The sequence below is a fragment of the Vogesella indigofera genome (genome assembly GCF_003633895.1).
Classification (GTDB): domain Bacteria; phylum Pseudomonadota; class Gammaproteobacteria; order Burkholderiales; family Chromobacteriaceae; genus Vogesella; species Vogesella indigofera.
Genome location: NZ_RBID01000020.1, coordinates 33732 through 50998 on the forward strand (window position 1 = coordinate 33732; position 17267 = coordinate 50998).

The window sequence follows — 17267 nt, forward strand, 5'->3', positions numbered from 1 at the left end:
GTAACTACAGAAGATTACGTAGCTTGGACACGGCTGTCGAAGCCCGAGAAGGAGACGTTTTAGACATGGGGCATTTCCATGAATGGAGATACCCCATGTCAATCCATCGGTATGCAAGGCATGAAAAAAGCCCTGATAGATCAGGGCTTTAAAGTGTCGTATTTGTACAATGCTTTTGCAGCTACGGTGCCGGAAGCGAGGTAACGTTTTGCCAGGTTTCACCGTCCCAGGCGGCAGTAAAGCCGGCCGTATTACGGATGGCCTGCGTATGCTCCAGCTGCCGGAAAAGCTGCATGGTTTTGCTGCTGACGTCAGGGATCGTACCGTCCATGACAGCGCGTAGCGCCTGCAGAAACTGGCCATGGCCCACCATCGCGACGTTATGTATCCCCGTTCCAGCCAGGCTTGCCAGCCTTTGCTGCGTATCAAAAACACGTCCCATCAGCTGGGCGAAGCTTTCTGCGCCCTCCCCATCGACATAATCTACATCAGCACGATGCCAATAGGTCTCGACCATGGGCCGACGAGTTGCTACTGTCATGCCTGAGCACTTCGCCGGTGGCAGATAGGTGAACTCGTGGATGGGCCAGGTCTCGACAGGCACATCAGCAAACTTTGCCATCAGTGGCGCAGCAGTTTGTTGTGCACGCAAGAAAGGCGAAACCACGATGAGGTCAGGCCGGAGTGAGAAGGCATCGGCAAGGTTTTGGGCCTGGCGATGCCCTGTTTCTGTCAGCGCGATGGTTGCCGGATCCGTAGTAGCAGATCCGGCATTCGCATCGCTTTCGCCGTGGCGGAAGGCGAGAAGGTGCAGCATGGGATGGGACTCATCTGTGGATATACCATTTAGATGGTACTCCATCTGCGCGGGTCAAGTGACCTGCCTGCAAGTCTGCAGCGGATTTTGAGCCAATAGAAAAAACTGTCCGCCCTCAAGTCTGTGGCTTGGAAACACAGCATGTATTCATCAGCCTGGCTGAACTTAAGGCAAAGCTTGACCAGACCAAATCTGGGCATGACTCAACCCTTCCAGACTAAGACTAACCCAATCACAACAGACCAAACCCGTTTTTAACCGGCCGGAAATGACGTAAACTATGGTCAGTTGCCGCCATTCTGGCGGTAAATTTCTGTTTGGATGCAGATATGGATGACCGCTGGCTCTCTGTTGATGAAATTGCTGAATATCTAGGGGTCGCTAAAGACACCATTTACACTTGGGTGACCAGCAAGGATATGCCAGGGCATAAAGTCGGACGATTCTGGAAGTTCAAGAAAACGGATGTTGATGCTTGGGTGCGCGCAGGGGGTGCAGCAGATGGGCTATCAGGTGCGAAAGAGGCAAGCTTGTGAAATTGGAAACCGAAAGTAGCAACCTGATCACTCACGGCGTCGAGCATCGTGAGGAACTTAGTATGACGACGATTTCATGTGTTGATTTGTTTTGTGGTGCTGGAGGATTGACACACGGATTGATCAAGGAAGGCCTGCCTGTGGTTGCGGGGATTGATCTTGATCCTGCATGTGAATTCCCCTATGAGGCGAACAACCCAGGTCGCTTCATCAAGCGTGATGTCAAAGACTTGACCACTGATGAGCTCGCGCAGCTTTTTGGCGATGCGGAGATTCGGGTACTGGCTGGATGTGCACCGTGCCAGCCATTTTCGACTTACGCTCAACGCTATGAGTCGGATGGTAAGGAAGGCAAGTGGGGGTTGCTCTATCACTTCGCACGCCTTGCTGAAGCGACAATGCCGGATATCGTCACGATGGAGAACGTTCCTACTGTCGCCAAGCATGTCGTTTTTCATGACTTCGTTGAGTCATTGAAACACCTTGGCTATAAAGTCTGGTTCGATGTCGTCGACAGTTCTCAGTATGGCGTCCCGCAAATGCGTAGAAGAATGGTTCTGCTTGCTTCTCTGCATGGTCAAATCGAAATGATCGCACCTACCCACAACAAACCCATAACGGTCAAGCAAGCCATTGGACGATTGAGAGCGATACGGGCAGGAGAATCTGCACCCCGAGACAAATTGCATACTTCCTCGTCGCTCACTGAGAAAAATTTGTTACGCATCATGCATTCACGCCCTGGCGGCACTTGGCGAGATTGGCCAGAAGACTTGGTTGCAGATTGCCATAAGGCGGATACCGGTCGCACCTACCCCGGCGTTTATGGGCGAATGGAGTGGGACAAGCCCGCGCCGACCATGACGACGCAATGCTATGGATTCGGCAATGGAAGATTTGGCCACCCTGAGCAGCATCGCGCGATTTCATTGCGAGAGGCGGCCATCCTGCAAAGTTTTCCTCGCAACTACAAATTTGTTCCGAAGAGAGGGGCGGTTAGCTTCACCGTTCTCGGACGGCTCATTGGCAATGCTGTACCGGTTGAGCTTGGTCGTGCCATTGCAAAGAGTATCAACGCGCATCTCGCATCAGTAAAAGCCCAATGACGGTCTCGGAGGAGGAGTTCGATGCCGCACGTACCTCCTTCCTCAGCGAGAGCCAGTCGCCGCATGGCAAAGGTTCGTCAAAAGGATACGGATGCCGAAATCGCCGTGCGACAAGAGCCGTTTCGTTGTGGTCTGCGTTATAGGATCGACTACGTCGTACTAAAGAAGCCTCGCCGTGTTGCGGACATTGCCTTTCCCCCGGCTGAAGATCGCCATTTTCATTGATGGATGTTTTTGGCATAGTTGCCCTATGCACATCACATGGCCCAAGCAGAATGCGGAGTTCTGGCGACAGAAGATAGAAGCAAACCGCGCACGAGACGCCTACACGAATGCCCGTTTGTACGAAGCGGGATGGACCGTGTCCCGATTTTGGCGGCACGAATCCCCTTCTGACGCAGCTGCCATAGTTGCCCAATCAGTTGCTGCGGCAAAAGAAGCTTCGAAACAGTCTCCGTAATCGACATCTGTGGCAACTGCCACTGAAAGAGGAACTGAACATCCGCATGGAACTAATGAACAATAAAAATAACCAGGCTTACCGCGCCCGTCCAGAGCCTGGCCAGCTGGTCGAGGTTCGGAGGCGCCAATGGGTAGTTGCAGATATAGTCTCATCCAATCTGGCTATAACGTCTGTCCAGCAGAATGCGGTAACCCTCTCATCCATAGATGAGGATGGCCTCGGCGAGGAGCTTGAGGTCATCTGGGAGATCGAGCCTGGCGCACAGATCATCGAGCGATCTGGTCTGCCTTCGATTTCCGGTCAGGATGATTCGGACACGCTGGAAGCGTTCCTTGATGCAGTGCGCTGGGGTGCCGCCACCAACGCGGACAGAGGCTTTCTACAAGCGCCGTTTCGCAGTGGCGTCAGCATTGAGGACTTCCAGCTCGACCCCTTGGTACGTGCCATCGATATGGCGCGCGTCAATCTGCTCATCGCTGACGACGTCGGCTTGGGCAAGACCATCGAGGCGGGTCTCGTCATCCAGGAGATGTTGCTGCGGCATCGTGCCCGCACCGTCCTGATCGTCTGCCCCGCATCGCTGCAAGAGAAGTGGCGCGTGGAGATGCTGGAAAAGTTTGGCCTTGATTTCCGGGTTGTCGACACGGCTTACATCAAGCAACTACGCCGAGATCGCGGCATCCATGCCAATCCGTGGACATCTCATCCACGCCTGATCGCGTCCATGGACTGGGTCAAGAGCGGCGAAGGACTACGCGCCATGCGGGACGTCTTGCCCACGCATACCAGCTATCCACGCAAGTTCGACATGCTGGTCGTCGATGAAGCACACAACATCGCCCCGGCTGCCGGGGCGAACTACGCGCTGGAGAGTCAGCGCACACGCTTCATTCGTTCGATCAGTCCACACTTTCAGCATCGCCTGTTTCTCACCGCCACCCCACACAACGGTTACACCGAATCCTTCACTTCTTTGCTGGAGTTGCTGGACGACCAGCGTTTCGCTAGAAACATCCTGCCGGATGAAAAGCAGCTGAGTCAGGTAATGATCCGCCGCCTCAAAAGCGATTTGGTCGATCCCGAAGGCAAGCCACTCTACGCGCAGCGCAAACTACAAGCGCTGCAGGTCCCGTACTCAGCACAAGAGCGCGCCATTCACCAAAAGCTGAACGACTACTGTGTGAGCCGCGAGCAGGACGCAGAAAGGGTTGGTAATGCGTTCGGCACATCGTTCGTCAACCAGTTGCTCAAGAAGCGGCTCTTCTCTTCTCCCGCTGCTTTTGCATCCACCCTTGAGAAGCACACTGCCACCCTGGCCAATGGGAGCCAACGCAAAGAGAAGGATGCGATGGCCGACCGCATTTTGCGCAAGGCCATTCTGCGAGTCGAAGAGGACTACGCCAACGACCAGGAGGTCGAGAACGCGCAGTCCGAGGCTGTTGAAGAGGCCTCACGTCGCGCGCAGCCGCTGACAGCAGAGCAGCAACAAATACTGAGCGAACTACGGTCGTGGGCGCAGACGGCCAAGAATCAGGTCGATGCCAAAGCCAAGGCCATCCTCGACTGGCTTGAGGCCAATCTCAAGACCGACGGTCAGTGGAATGATCGTCGAGTCATCTTGTTCACCGAATACCGCACTACGCACCAGTGGATGCACGAGATCTTGGCCAGCCATGATTTCGGTGGCGATCGACTGGCCATCCTTCACGGTGGCATGGCGCAGGATGAGCGCGAGAAAGTCAAAGCGGCCTTCCAGACCTCGCCCAAGGATTCAGCGGTGCGCATCCTGCTGGCCACCGATGCGGCGTCAGAAGGTATCGACTTGCAGAACCACTGTAACTGCCTCATCCATCTGGAGATCCCGTACAACCCCAATGTGATGGAGCAGCGCAACGGTCGTATCGATCGACACGGTCAGCGCCAGAAGGAAGTCCTAATCTGGCACCCCGTCGATGGTGGAGAACAAGGCAAAGCAACCATTGGCGGTCACGGCGACGACATCATCCGGGCGCTGCGCAAACTCGAATCCATGCGTGCAGACATGGGTAGCGTCAACCCGGTCATCGCGCCGCAGATGTCGGGGCTGATCGAAGGCTCGCTCAAAGACCTCGATACCCGTCTCGCAGAAGCCAAGATCGCCAAGGCCAGATGCTTCGTGCGCGCCGAGCGCGAACTGAAAGACCGAGTCGCTAAACTGCACGAACGGCTCCTGACTACGCAGCAGGATTTTCACCTCACGCCAGAACACATCCTCATGGCGGTCAAGACGGGCCTCGCGTTGGCAGGCCGTCCGCCGCTCGAGCCGTTTGCCTTGGCCGACGCCCCGGCGGGCACCGTATTCAAGATGCCCGCGCTGTCGGGCTCGTGGGCGCGCTGCCTCGAAGGTTTGCGTCACCCCCACACACTGCAAATCCGGCCTATCACCTTCGATCACGCCGTCGCCACCGGGCGTGACGACGTGGTGCTTGTTCATCTCAACCACCGACTGGTGCAGATGTGCCTGCGTTTGCTGCGCGCCGAAGTCTGGGCACAAGACGATGTGAAGAAGCTGCACCGCGTCACAGTGCGCTCGGTGCCGGACGCACTGATTGATGGCCCTGCTGTGGTCGTCATCTCGCGGCTGGTCGTCACCGGCGGCAACCATCATCGCCTCCACGAAGAGCTGACCGTGGCCGGAGGCTATCTGGGCGACAAATCATTCCGTCGTGAGGAGGGCGTCACCAAAGTCCAGCAATGGCTGGATCAGGCCAAGCCGCTGACGGCCGCAGACTCTCTGTTTGACGCCATCCGAGTTCGCTTCGACCGTGCACAGAGCGCCATCCTGCAGGCGGTTGACGCCCGTTCGAAAGACAGACTCAAGTTCCTGACAAATACCCTGCAAACTCGCAAACAGCAGGAGGTGGCTGACATTGAGGCTGTGCTTGACGAGTTGGAGAAATCCATTCGAGCTGAGCTGAATAAAACCAACCAGCCGGAGCAGTTCAATTTGTTCTCAGAAGACGAACGAACGCAGCTAAGGCGCGACACCGCCGCACTGGAAGCACGTCTCGCCCGCATTCCGGCCGAGCGTCAGCAGGAGGCCGAGGCCATTGAAACCCGCTACGCAAAACTGAACGACCGCACCTTCCCGGTCGCCGTCATCTTTCTGGTGCCTGCATCTGCCGTTCAGGGAGGTGCAGCATGAGTGCTCCCTGCGTGCATGACGATTGGTTGTCGCTGATCGAGATCTCCGGCCCTTTCCTCGCCGTTCCCGTTCTGAAAGAAGCCTTTCCACAAGGGCTGGAAGAACTGGATGCCACCAAGCGCAAACGTCTGCGCCAAGCCTACGAGGAATGGCGCGAAGCGCTGGAGCTGGACGACGCGCAGTTTGCCGAGTTACACGCGGCATGGATCGACGAGGTATTGTCGCGTGGCCTTGAGCTTGATGAAGACGGTAAAGGCGACGTCCTCAAGCGCGCCGACTGGTGCGCCGCCAACCTCAAAGCCAGCTTGCCCGAACACGGCGTGACGCTGTCCCCCGATCTTGCCGTGATCGATGAGCAACACGCAAACAAACCACTGCTGCTGATCCAGACCTATACGCAGGATGTCGATCTCGATGCCACCCTGAAGCAAGATGGCTGGGCCGCCACACCCGCCGATCGCATGGTCGCGCTGTGCCGCGCGCTGGGCTGCCGCCTCGGCTTGGTGACCAATGGCGAGCGCTGGATGCTGGTGGATGCACCGGTGGGTGCTGTCACCACCTTTGCCAGTTGGTATGCCCGCATTTGGAGCCAAGAGCCCATCACTCTGCAGGCCTTCGTGCATCTGCTCGGCATTCGTCGCTTCTTTGTCGATGAATCCGAACAATTGCCCGCACTGTTCGATCGCTCCCTGAAGTACCAGGACGAAGTCACCGACGCCCTCGGAGAGCAAGTACGCCGCGCCGTCGAAGTATTGATTCAGACACTCGACAAGGCCGACCAGGATCGCAACCGCGAACTGCTGCACGACGTCAAGGAACCCGAGCTGTATGAGGCCGCGCTCACGGTGATGATGCGCTTGGTGTTCCTGCTCTCCGCCGAGGAGCGTGGCCTGCTCCTGATGGGCGACGAGCGCTACGAAGCCAACTACGCGCTCTCCACCTTGCGCATGCAGTTGCGCAAAGAGTCCGAGGAAATCCTCGAGCGCCGCTGGGACGCTTGGTCGCGCCTGCTGGCGATCTTCCGCGCGGTGTTCGGCGGCATCGAGCACGAAAACCTGCGCCTGCCAGCCTTGGGCGGTTCGCTCTTCGATCCCGATCGCTTCCCCTTCCTCGAAGGTCGGGCCAAAGGCTCGAACTGGCGCAGCGATGCAGCCAAGCCGCTCCCCATCGACAACCGCACCGTTCTGCTGTTGCTGGAGGCCATTCAGCAATTCCAAGGGCGCACGCTGTCTTATCGTGCGCTCGATGTCGAACAGATCGGCTACGTGTACGAGGGTCTGCTCGAACGCACCGTCAAGCGCACCGATGAAGTGACGCTGGAACTGGATGCCACCAAGAACGCCAAGACACCATGGGTCAAGTTGGCCGAGTTGGATTCGGCACGCTTGGATGGTGCTGCGCGACTGGCCGAGTTACTGCAAGAACGCTCTGGCAGCTCCACCAGCAGGGTGCGCAATGATCTGGCAAAACCCGTCGACGACACCTTGGCCGACCGCCTGCTGACCGCTTGCTTGGGCGACACCAAGCTGCGCGATCGCGTCAAACCCTATGCCCATCTGCTGCGTACCGATCCATGGGGCTATCCGCTGGTCTATCCCGCTGGTGCCTTCATCGTTACCACCGGTTCTGACCGGCGCGAAACCGGCACCCACTACACCCCGAAATCGCTGACCGAAGCGATCGTCGCCGAGACCCTCACGCCGGTGGCCTATATCGGCCCGGCAGAAGGAACGCCGCGCGATAGATGGGCACTGAAGTCGCCCGCCGAGCTGCTCGACCTCAAGATTTGTGACCCCGCCATGGGCTCGGGCGCATTCCTGGTGCAGGCCTGCCGCTGGTTGTCTGATCGCCTCGTCGAGGCTTGGTCACTGGTCGAAGCATCGGGCAAAACCGTGAGCGTGGATGGCGAGGTTCTAGATGCCGGAGCAACCAAGGAGCCGTTGCCTCGTGATAGTGAAGCACGCACGGTGATCGCACGCCGCCTCATCGCCGAGCGTTGCCTGTATGGCGTCGATCTGAACCCGCTGGCAGTCGAACTCGCCAAACTGTCGATCTGGCTGGTGACACTGGCTAAAGGACGCCCGTTTGGGTTTCTTGACCATAACTTGCGCTGCGGGGACAGCCTGCTCGGTATTCACAGGTTGGATCAGCTCACTCAGCTTTCGATGAACCCTACGGGTCAGGGCCAGCTACGCCTGTTCGGGCAGAACATTGATCAGGCAGTATGCGAGGCGATCGAATTGCGACAGCAGTTGCGCCGCATGCCCATCCGCGATATCCGGGATGTGGAAGCCATGGCGCATTTTGACGCTGATGCGCGCCGGAGGCTCGAAGTGCCGGAAAGCGTCGCCAATGCATTCATCGGAGAGGTATTTGTGTCTGGCGGCCATGGCGCGGGACTAGAAGACGCGCTGGCGTCTCTAGCCATTCAGGCCGGACAAGCCTTTGACGGCGATCTCGACGTGATTACCTTGTTGTGCAGGAGATCGGTCGCCACGTTATCTACCGACTTGCTTGCCGATAAGGCTGCGCGCCGGCCTTTTCATTGGCCTCTAGAGTTTCCCGAGGTGTTTCAGCGTCACGATGGCGGCTTTGATTGTGTTATCGGAAATCCGCCATTCATGGGCGGAAGAAAGATTAGCTCTAGTTTTGGTGATGCATATTTGAGATTTCTGACCACCATTCGATCGGATATAAATGGAATAGCCGATTTGGTTTGCCACTTCTTTAGGCGCAGTTTTGAAGTCTTATCGAATAATGGGGCGTTTGGCTTGTTGGCAACCAAGTCGATATCGGAGGTTGATTCGCGAAGGGGTGGGCTGGGCGCTATCGTTGCTGATGGTGGTTTCATCTATGGCGCAAATGTAAACATCCCTTGGCCTGGCAAGGCTGCCGTTCTGGTGTCTTGCGTTCATGTTTCAAAGTTTAATTTCCTGTGCAAGAAATTAAACGGCAACATGGTCAACGAAATTTCGCCGTCGCTCCAAGATGATGCTCAGACTGAGGGGGAGCCTCATATCTTGTCCGTTTACCTTGGGAAAGGTAGATCCGGCTCATTTTTGCTTGGCGATGGATTTAAGCTCACACATGCAGAAGCTCAAGAAATTGTCGATCAGGGTTATTCGGCAAAAACAATAATAAAGGAGCTGATAAGAGGGACTGATATAACGAATTCGCCTCAGCAAGAGGCTTCATTTCTTGTGATTGATCCCGGCGGAATGAGCGAGGAACAGCTAAAGAAATTTCCAATAATCTACGATCGACTTAAGGCAACCGTCTACCCGGAAAGACTCTTGATCAAGGATGCCGCAAAGAAAAAGAATTGGTGGCGGTATGCCGGGGTCAGTTCTGCATTGTATAAAAATATCGACACCCTGACGGATTGTATTGTTTGCAGCCGAGTGACCAAGTATCCGGTTTTTCAGTTGATGAAAACTACGTCAGAAGCGTGGGGACGCCGAGTTTTTGATAACTCAACAATTGTACTGGGCTTGGCAGAATTCTCTGTTTTTGCAATTCTCCACTCAACACACCACAGTTTGTGGGTTGCAAAGTGGGGTTCGAAAATGGGGGCAACGCAAAGGTATACGCCAACAGAGGTTTTCGAGACGTTTGCTTTTCCACTACATAGCGATGCTGAGCGATTAACTGATTTGGGGCGAAGCTTTAAAAGCGTAAGGGACCGGGTGCAACGGATTCGTGGAATAGGCTTGACCGAGCTATACAACGCTTTCCATGATCCGAACGTCGTCGATTCAGACGTTGTGGAGTTGCGAGACTTTCAAATAAAAATCGACGCTGAAGTGCAAAAATCTTATGGGTGGGACGATCTGGAGCTGAGGCACGATTTTCTTGAGGTTCCTTTGCTTTCGGATAAGAACAAAATCCGCTTCACATTTGATGAGCAAACACGCCTTGAGGTTCTGCGTCGACTATCGGCGCTAAATCTCAAGCGATACGAGCAAGAGGTCGCTCAAGGGATGCCTCCTGACGGCACGTCGCGCGCTTTGACTCGTGCCCCGCGCGCTAGTCACACCACCAGCGCCGCAACGGCCCAACCGTCTTTCGACTTCGAGAGCGGGACTGCCACTATCGTCAATCGCGAGATGCCCTCAACGGCGATCCTCGGTTTCCTGAAAGCTCACGTTAGCTGGCACGCCAAGGCTGACATTCTTGCTGCCACGCGTATCACAGATGGCCAGTGGAACACCGCGATCGCGGAGCTGATCACAGGCGGCAAGGTTGAACGCCAAGGCGAGAAGCGCGGAGCACGGTATCGAATAGTCGAAGTAAATTCCTCCAATGGAGACGGCATATGAATCAACTCAACTTCACGCGCGGGGCCAATGGCAAACCAGTCGTCTCGCATGAGCTTGAAACGGCTTTGTCCGAAACGGATGGCCTTTCAGGCGAGTGTTTTTTTGGCTACCCACTCATCGCAACACCTGAAGGTAAGTATTTCCTTGATGCGACGGTTGTGACATCGGAGAAAGGCATCATTCTTTTCGATTTGGTCGAAGGAACGGAAGTTGGTGATTACGGGGCAAGACAGGATGACCTGGCCAATAAAATCGAAGCCAAGTTGAAGTTGCACAAAGATCTCGTAAAAGGACGAAGCCTCATTCCACCGCTTCAAGTTGTGACTTTTGCACCTGCGGTGGGCGACATCACGCGCATCGCGATTGATGGGTACCCGATCGCCAACGCAAACAACTTAAATGATGTCGTCAACGGCTTGTCTTGGGATGGATCATCCGAAGATCTCTATCGATTGACTTTGTCGGCGATCGAGAGTCTTTCATCCATCCGAAAGAGCCGCTTGAAACGTGAGGTGCACAAGCCGGACTCTCGTGGAGCAAAACTCAAGAAACTTGAGGACTCCATCGCGACACTGGATCATCGTCAAAACCGTGCCGTCATCGAAACGGTAGATGGGGTTCAGCGCATTCGAGGCCTGGCGGGATCGGGCAAGACCATCGTCTTGGCCTTGAAAGCAGCATATCTGCACACTCAGCACCCGGATTGGCGCATCGCAGTCACTTTCAATACACGGTCACTGAAAGGTCAGTTCAAAAGGTTGATCAACAACTTCTGCATTGAGCAAAGCGGAGAAGAGCCTGATTGGACGAAGATTCGCGTCGTAAACGCATGGGGAGCACCAGGCGGTGATGAGCGAGATGGCATCTACTATGAGTTTTGCAGAGCATCCGGACATGAGTTTCACGATTTCCGATCCGCCAGCTCTCGCTTTGGCGGCAATGACAAAGCATTCGACGGCGCATGCACAGCAGCGCTGAATGCAGTCCAGAACCCATCCTCCGTCTACGATGTCATTTTGGTGGATGAAGCTCAGGACTTCACCTCCAGCTTCCTTCGACTCTGTTATTCGATGCTTCGCTCTCCGAGGCGACTCGTCTATGCCTATGACGAGCTACAAAACTTGTCGGGAACGTCGCTTCCGCCACCGGAGGAGATTTTCGGCAACGACGATAGCGGGCGACCACGCGTAACGCTTGGCAGTGATACACGTCGTGATGTGATTCTTCAGAAGTGCTATCGCAATTCTCGACCTGTTCTGGCGGCAGCGCATTCGCTCGGTTTCGGCATTTACCGTGCCCCCTCGAAGAGTGCCGAAACTGGCTTGGTGCAGATGTTCGATCAGCCTGCACTGTGGGAAGAGATCGGATATCGGGTTCAAGCAGGCCATTTGACCAAAGGCGATCATGTAGTTCTCGAACGCACGAACGACACCAGCCCTTTGTTCCTTGAACAACACTCCGAGATTGATGATCTCGTGAGTTTTCTGAACTTTGAAAATGAGGCGGCTCAAAACGCGTGGCTCATCGAACAAATATCTAAAAATTTGGAGGAGGACGAGCTTCGTCATGATGACATCATCGTCATTCATCCTGACCCGATTTCAGCTCGAGATCGCTTGGGGCCAATCCGTAAGTCCCTTTTCGATAAGGGCATCCAAAATCATCTCGCAGGCGTTGATACCAACGCCGATGTGTTCTTCAAGACAGAGACGCAATCCGTAACATTGACGGGAATCTTTCGCGCAAAAGGTAACGAAGCAGGGATGGTGTACATCATCAATGCTCAGGACTGTGATACGAGCGCCATGGGCTTGGCAAACCTGCGAAACAGGCTATTTACAGCCATCACTCGCAGCAAGGCTTGGGTTCGTGTCGTTGGTTATGGCCGAGGCATGGAAAGATTGCTTAACGAATTCAACACCCTAAAGAGTCACAGTTTTCGGCTCGACTTCACATACCCAACGGACGAAATCCTGTCGAAGCTTCGTGTCGTACATCGAGACCTGTCTCCGGCAGACAAAGCCCGGCTGGAGAGAAAGAAACAAAGTTTCGATCAGGCCATAGATGGGATTGTGTCTGGCGAACTCGATATCGACGATATTGCCTCCTCGCTTGGGAAGCTGGATGAGAAAAAGAGAGCGGAACTCTTGCGCTTGCTTGAGGGGCGCAAATGACAACTCCCCGGTGCCCACAAAATACCAAGAACGATCTCGAAGGATTGCTATCGTCATTGATCGAAAGGGGTGTGGCCGACGATCAAAATTTCCCTGTTCTTCGCCAATATTCGGCTGAGGGATGGGAGGTCTCCTTTGCTGGGGCCGAGCATGTCTCCTTCGCAATGGGAGACATCGACTATGGCGAAATTCATCGCGAACTCAGTGAAAAACGTTCGTACAACGCCAAGCTCATTGATGGCGGATTACTTCAGTTGATGTATCGCTTCAATGGAGACCTGCTTGTCAAACACCGGCTTGCGTTCTATCCATCACCAAGTCTTCGCCCCTTTCAAGATGATCCAGAGGCGTATATGCGAGATGAGCTCTTTATCGATATCGTCTCCCGTCGCATCGTTCCTTTTCCACTGCGTTTCGATTACGACGCTGAGGCTGCAAAGGATGTAGAGCATCCGCACTGCCATCTCACCCTGGGCGATATCAAGGGCTGCCGCATCCCCGTTTCTGCACCACTGACTCCCCGTTGGTTCATTGAATTCGTCTTGCGCAATTTCTATCAGACTGATGAACACGATTTCGTCAGCAGCCTGCCTAAGCATGGCCTGGATTTTCCTTCCACGATCACAGGGAACGAGGCTGCGCTGATGCACATGGTCGTTCCATACGGAGTGAGCGCATGACGAATCACCCAAACGCATGGATCGCCATTGATCATGGCCTTGCTACCGATCTCACGCTGGCACCCTACACGTTACGGCTGAAAGGTGAGCATTCGCTGTACCATGCCATCGCCGATGACGATTGGGTGTTGATTTTGAACACCACTGGGCACATCACGCGGGTCGGGCGGGTGCTGCGGGTTCGTTCTGATCTGGAAACTACCACGATCTACTTCGACCGCATGTTGTTGGTTGATCCGGCTGTCTCGATGGGTCTTACTTCGCTCACCCCGCCATCCACCGGCAGCGTTGGCCGCATTCAATGGACGGACTTTCTGGAGTCGCTCCCCAAGGCATTGCACAAGACCATCGCCGAAGTGCCGACCATAGAGGATCAGGCCTATATCCGCGAACTGCTGCAACTGGCCGTGATGGACGACCTGCTCGGCCCGGCAGGCGGCCCCCGTGAACGCATCGTCGATATGGGTGTGCGCGACCGCTACCTGGTTGGCAAACTGGCCCCGCGTGAGGCTGCACAGGGCGGCATTGAGGGGTTGGACGGGCCACTGGCCAATGACGACGCAGAAGAGCCCACGGAGGCCAAGGTGCCCGGACGGCACGAGCCGGGTGCTGAGTTTGGAACGGCCACCGGGCGTGTGGAGCCGGAATCGGATTCGTCTGACGAGATCGATGCCGCCAGCAATCAATCACTGGTGCCCAGCAGCCTGGGCATGACCTTCTGCGTGGATGGTGATGCTGACCGGATCGAGATCGAGGCGCGCTGGGGTCGGTACGAGCGCAGTGACGAGCACGAGATATTCCGCACCCGCAAGAACAAGGAAACCGGGACGGAAGTGCAGACCAAGGCCAAGGTCTGGCAACGCATTCCTTGTGGCGGCAAGATCGTGTTGCCGCTGACCGAAGGCGTGATTCCGCATCAGGCACCTGACAACGAGTTTCCCGAAGTGCGCGTGCAGGGTTCCATTCGGGCCAAGAATGCCAATGGCGATCGGCTGGTCACCTTGTTCCTGGTGAATGCACAAGAAGAGCCAGGCACCAATCGCGACACGGTGTGGGTGTTCCAGCCCGAGCTGATCGTTCGTTCGACCCAGGATGCCGCCAAGCGCGCCATCTTCCGGCGTAGGCCGGTGTTGGACGCAGACGGTATGGACCCCGAGCGCGAAGCGCTGGAGATGATTTACCGCAACCGCGTCGAGTTCGCAGTGGGCCATGGCGTTGCCGTCCATGCCGAAACGGCAGAGGACGTGACGCTGGCGACCGAGGTGCGCACCACTGTGATGCCGCAGTACGAGGTGCAGGTGACAGAGACGCCCGGGCTTGATCCAATCGATCGCCCGGCGATGCGCGAGATGGTCAACAGCGGCCTGCTCGATATGCAGCGCCTGGCGTCTTTGGACATCGACCCGCTGGTCGACGCCTTGAGTACATTAACCCGCGACTACGCCGCGTGGATTGATGAGCAGCGCGAACGCGTCGGGTCCGAGGTGACCGGCTACGACACCCAGTCGCAACAGGCGATGGACCGATGCCAGGAGATCCACTCCCGCCTGCAGCAGGGTATCGACACGCTGAAAGGCAATGACAAAGCGCTGGCCGCATTCCGGTTTGCCAACCGGGCGATGGCGACGCAACGCGTGCGCAGCCAATACGCGCTGGCCATGCGCCGGGGCGAGGATGTCACCATCGACAAGTTCGATCTATTGAAGAACCGCAGCTGGCGTCCATTCCAGTTGGCGTTTCTGCTGCTCTCGATTCCGTCACTGGCAGACCCTAGCCACCCGGATCGCGTTGAGCCTGTCGAGGCCTACGCCGATCTGTTGTGGTTCCCCACCGGTGGCGGTAAGACCGAAGCCTATTTGGGCGTGGCCGCCTTCACCATGGCCATCCGGCGCATGCAGGGCAATCTTGGCGGGTTCGACAGTTCGCGCGGTTTGGCCGTGATCATGCGTTACACGCTGCGCCTGCTGACGCTGCAACAGTTCCAGCGTGCCACGGCATTGATTTGCGCCATGGAAGTATTGCGCCGAGAGGCGCTGGATAAGGGCGACAAATCCCTCGGCACGGAACCCTTCACCATCGGCCTCTGGGTTGGCAACAAGGTCACACCGGGCACGACCGAGGACAGCCACCGCGCCATTGAGGATGTACGCAACCCCGGCAAGTACAACGCAGGAGCGGCATCACCCGCGCAACTCACCAGTTGCCCGTGGTGCGGCTCGGAAGTAGCACCCGGACGGGATGTGGAGGTCGACAAAGGCTCTGGCCGCACCTTCGTCTATTGCGGCGACAAGAAGGGCCGCTGCGACTTCTCTAAGGGCAAGTCCAGCAAGCAGCCGCATCCGGGGATTCCGGTGCTGGTGGTCGACGAAGAGATTTACCACCGCCCACCGACGATGATGATCGCCACCGTGGACAAGTTCGCCATGATGGCGTGGCGTGGTCAGGTGCGCACGCTCTTTGGTCGCGTCGGACAGGAATGCGAGCGCCACGGACTGCTTTGGCAAGGTGCCGATTGCAATGGCAACCACCAGGCTGGCAAAGGGCTTCCTTCTTCGAAGGTAAAGACCATCAACCCGATTCGCCCGCCTGACTTGATCATTCAGGATGAGTTCCACCTGATCAGTGGGCCGCTGGGCACCATGGTGGGCTTGTATGAGACCACCGTGGATGAACTGTGCGGCTGGACGCTCAATGGCAAAACGGTCAAACCGAAGATCATTGCCTCCACGGCGACGGTGCGCAAAGCCAAGGAGCAAGTGAATAACGTTTTCATGCGTCGTGTTTCGGTGTTTCCACCTCACGGTCTGGATGTGGAAGACAACTTCTTTTCGGTGCAACGTCCGATCGAAGACAAGCCGGGACGGCGTTACCTCGGGGTGTGCTCACCCGGCAGTTCACGCCCCGCGATGTTGATCCGCGTTTACACCGCATTCTTGACGGCAGCACAGGAGTTGTTCGACCACTTTGGCGAACCCGCTGACCCGTACATGACCATGGTCGGCTATTTCAATTCCCTGCGTGAGTTGGGCGGCATGAAGCGATTGGCAGAGGACGACGTGCAAACGCGTTCCTACCGCGTGCAGATGAGCATGGTGGAGCGACCCGCACTGGCACAACGCAGCATCAGCAACATTCGCGAGCTGACGTCGCGGGTGTCGAGTCAGGACATTCCCAAGTACCTCGACAACCTGGAGGTCAAGTTCAAGTCTGAGTTCGACACCGCTACCGGCAAGTATGTGACCCGCTGGCAGGAAGGTGACACGCGCGCCATCGACGTGGTGCTAGCGACCAACATGCTGTCAGTGGGTGTCGACGTGAACCGGCTTGGCCTGATGGCCGTGAACGGACAACCCAAAGGAACCGCCGAGTACATTCAGGCCACCAGTCGTGTCGGGCGTTCCTTCCCGGGCTTGGTCTGCACGGTGCTGACGTGGGCGAGACCGCGCGACCTGTCACATTACGAAACCTTCGAGCATTACCACGCCACGTTCTACAAACACGTCGAGGCGCAATCGGTAACGCCATTCTCACCACGCGCAATGGATCGTGGTCTGACGGGCTCGCTGTTGAGCCTGATGCGTCTGGAGAACGACGAGTTCAGCCCAAACGAAGGCGCTGGCCAACTGAGCATGTCCAATCAGGCCGAGATCATTGATGCCATCAAAGTATTGGCTACTCGCGCAGGCAATGTCGCTGAAGACAACTCGCGTAAGCAGTTGGCAGAGACAGAACTTAAGGAGCGTGCCGACGAATGGGCGAAAGAAGTCAGCAAGGGTGGACGGATCTTGGCGTATGAGAAGCGCGGCCCCGAAAAAGACAAGACCGTGGCATTGATCAAGTCGCCAGGACTTCAAGCCTGGGACAACTGGACCGTGCCGATGTCGATGCGGGAAGTCGAGCCAGGCGTGCGCCTGATTATGAACACGAGCCATATCACGGACGATCACGATTGGAAGCCTCGTCCCGCAACGAAGGATGAGGATTGAAC

At 56.3% G+C, this 17267-nt stretch carries 8 protein-coding genes; 7 read left to right on the plus strand and 1 reads right to left on the minus strand.

Annotated elements, in window-relative coordinates; all coding sequences use genetic code 11:
* Positions 1-181 precede the first annotated feature (181 nt).
* Positions 182-817, minus strand: a complete 636-nt coding sequence (locus tag C8E02_RS16505; protein ID WP_170152180.1) for a histidine phosphatase family protein — start codon at positions 815-817, stop codon at positions 182-184.
* Positions 818-1146: 329 nt separating this feature from the next.
* Here C8E02_RS16505 and mads1 point away from each other — a divergent pair, with 329 nt between their 5' ends.
* The 7 genes from mads1 (at position 1147) to drmA (ending at position 17265) form a co-directional block, all read left to right on the plus strand.
* The gene (gene mads1, locus C8E02_RS16510) at positions 1147-1353 is read left to right on the plus strand and encodes a methylation-associated defense system helix-turn-helix domain-containing protein MAD1 (protein ID WP_120812661.1); all 207 of its coding nucleotides are present in this window, start codon (positions 1147-1149) and stop codon (positions 1351-1353) included.
* A complete protein-coding gene (locus tag C8E02_RS16515; protein ID WP_245961184.1) occupies positions 1350-2459 on the plus strand; it encodes a DNA cytosine methyltransferase in 1110 nt (369 codons plus the stop codon). Before mads1 ends, C8E02_RS16515 begins: the two co-directional genes overlap by 4 nt.
* 410 nt (positions 2460-2869) lie before the next feature.
* Positions 2870-6106, plus strand: coding sequence for a DISARM system SNF2-like helicase DrmD (gene drmD / locus C8E02_RS16525; RefSeq protein WP_245961185.1), 3237 nt, complete (start codon positions 2870-2872; stop codon positions 6104-6106).
* A complete protein-coding gene (locus tag C8E02_RS16530; RefSeq protein WP_120812666.1) occupies positions 6103-10425 on the plus strand; it encodes an Eco57I restriction-modification methylase domain-containing protein in 4323 nt (1440 codons plus the stop codon). Before drmD ends, C8E02_RS16530 begins: the two co-directional genes overlap by 4 nt.
* Positions 10422-12599, plus strand: coding sequence for a DEAD/DEAH box helicase (locus C8E02_RS16535; RefSeq protein ID WP_120812669.1), 2178 nt, complete (start codon positions 10422-10424; stop codon positions 12597-12599). Before C8E02_RS16530 ends, C8E02_RS16535 begins: the two co-directional genes overlap by 4 nt.
* On the plus strand, positions 12596-13279 hold the full coding sequence (locus C8E02_RS16540; RefSeq protein WP_120812673.1) for a DUF2290 domain-containing protein: 684 nt from the start codon (positions 12596-12598) through the stop codon (positions 13277-13279). The genes C8E02_RS16535 and C8E02_RS16540 overlap by 4 nt, the downstream gene beginning before the upstream one ends.
* Positions 13276-17265 carry a DISARM system helicase DrmA gene (gene drmA, locus C8E02_RS16545; RefSeq protein WP_120812676.1) on the plus strand — a complete coding sequence of 1330 codons (3990 nt, stop codon included), beginning with the start codon at positions 13276-13278 and terminating at the stop codon, positions 17263-17265. Before C8E02_RS16540 ends, drmA begins: the two co-directional genes overlap by 4 nt.
* The last annotated feature ends 2 nt before the right edge of the window (positions 17266-17267 follow it).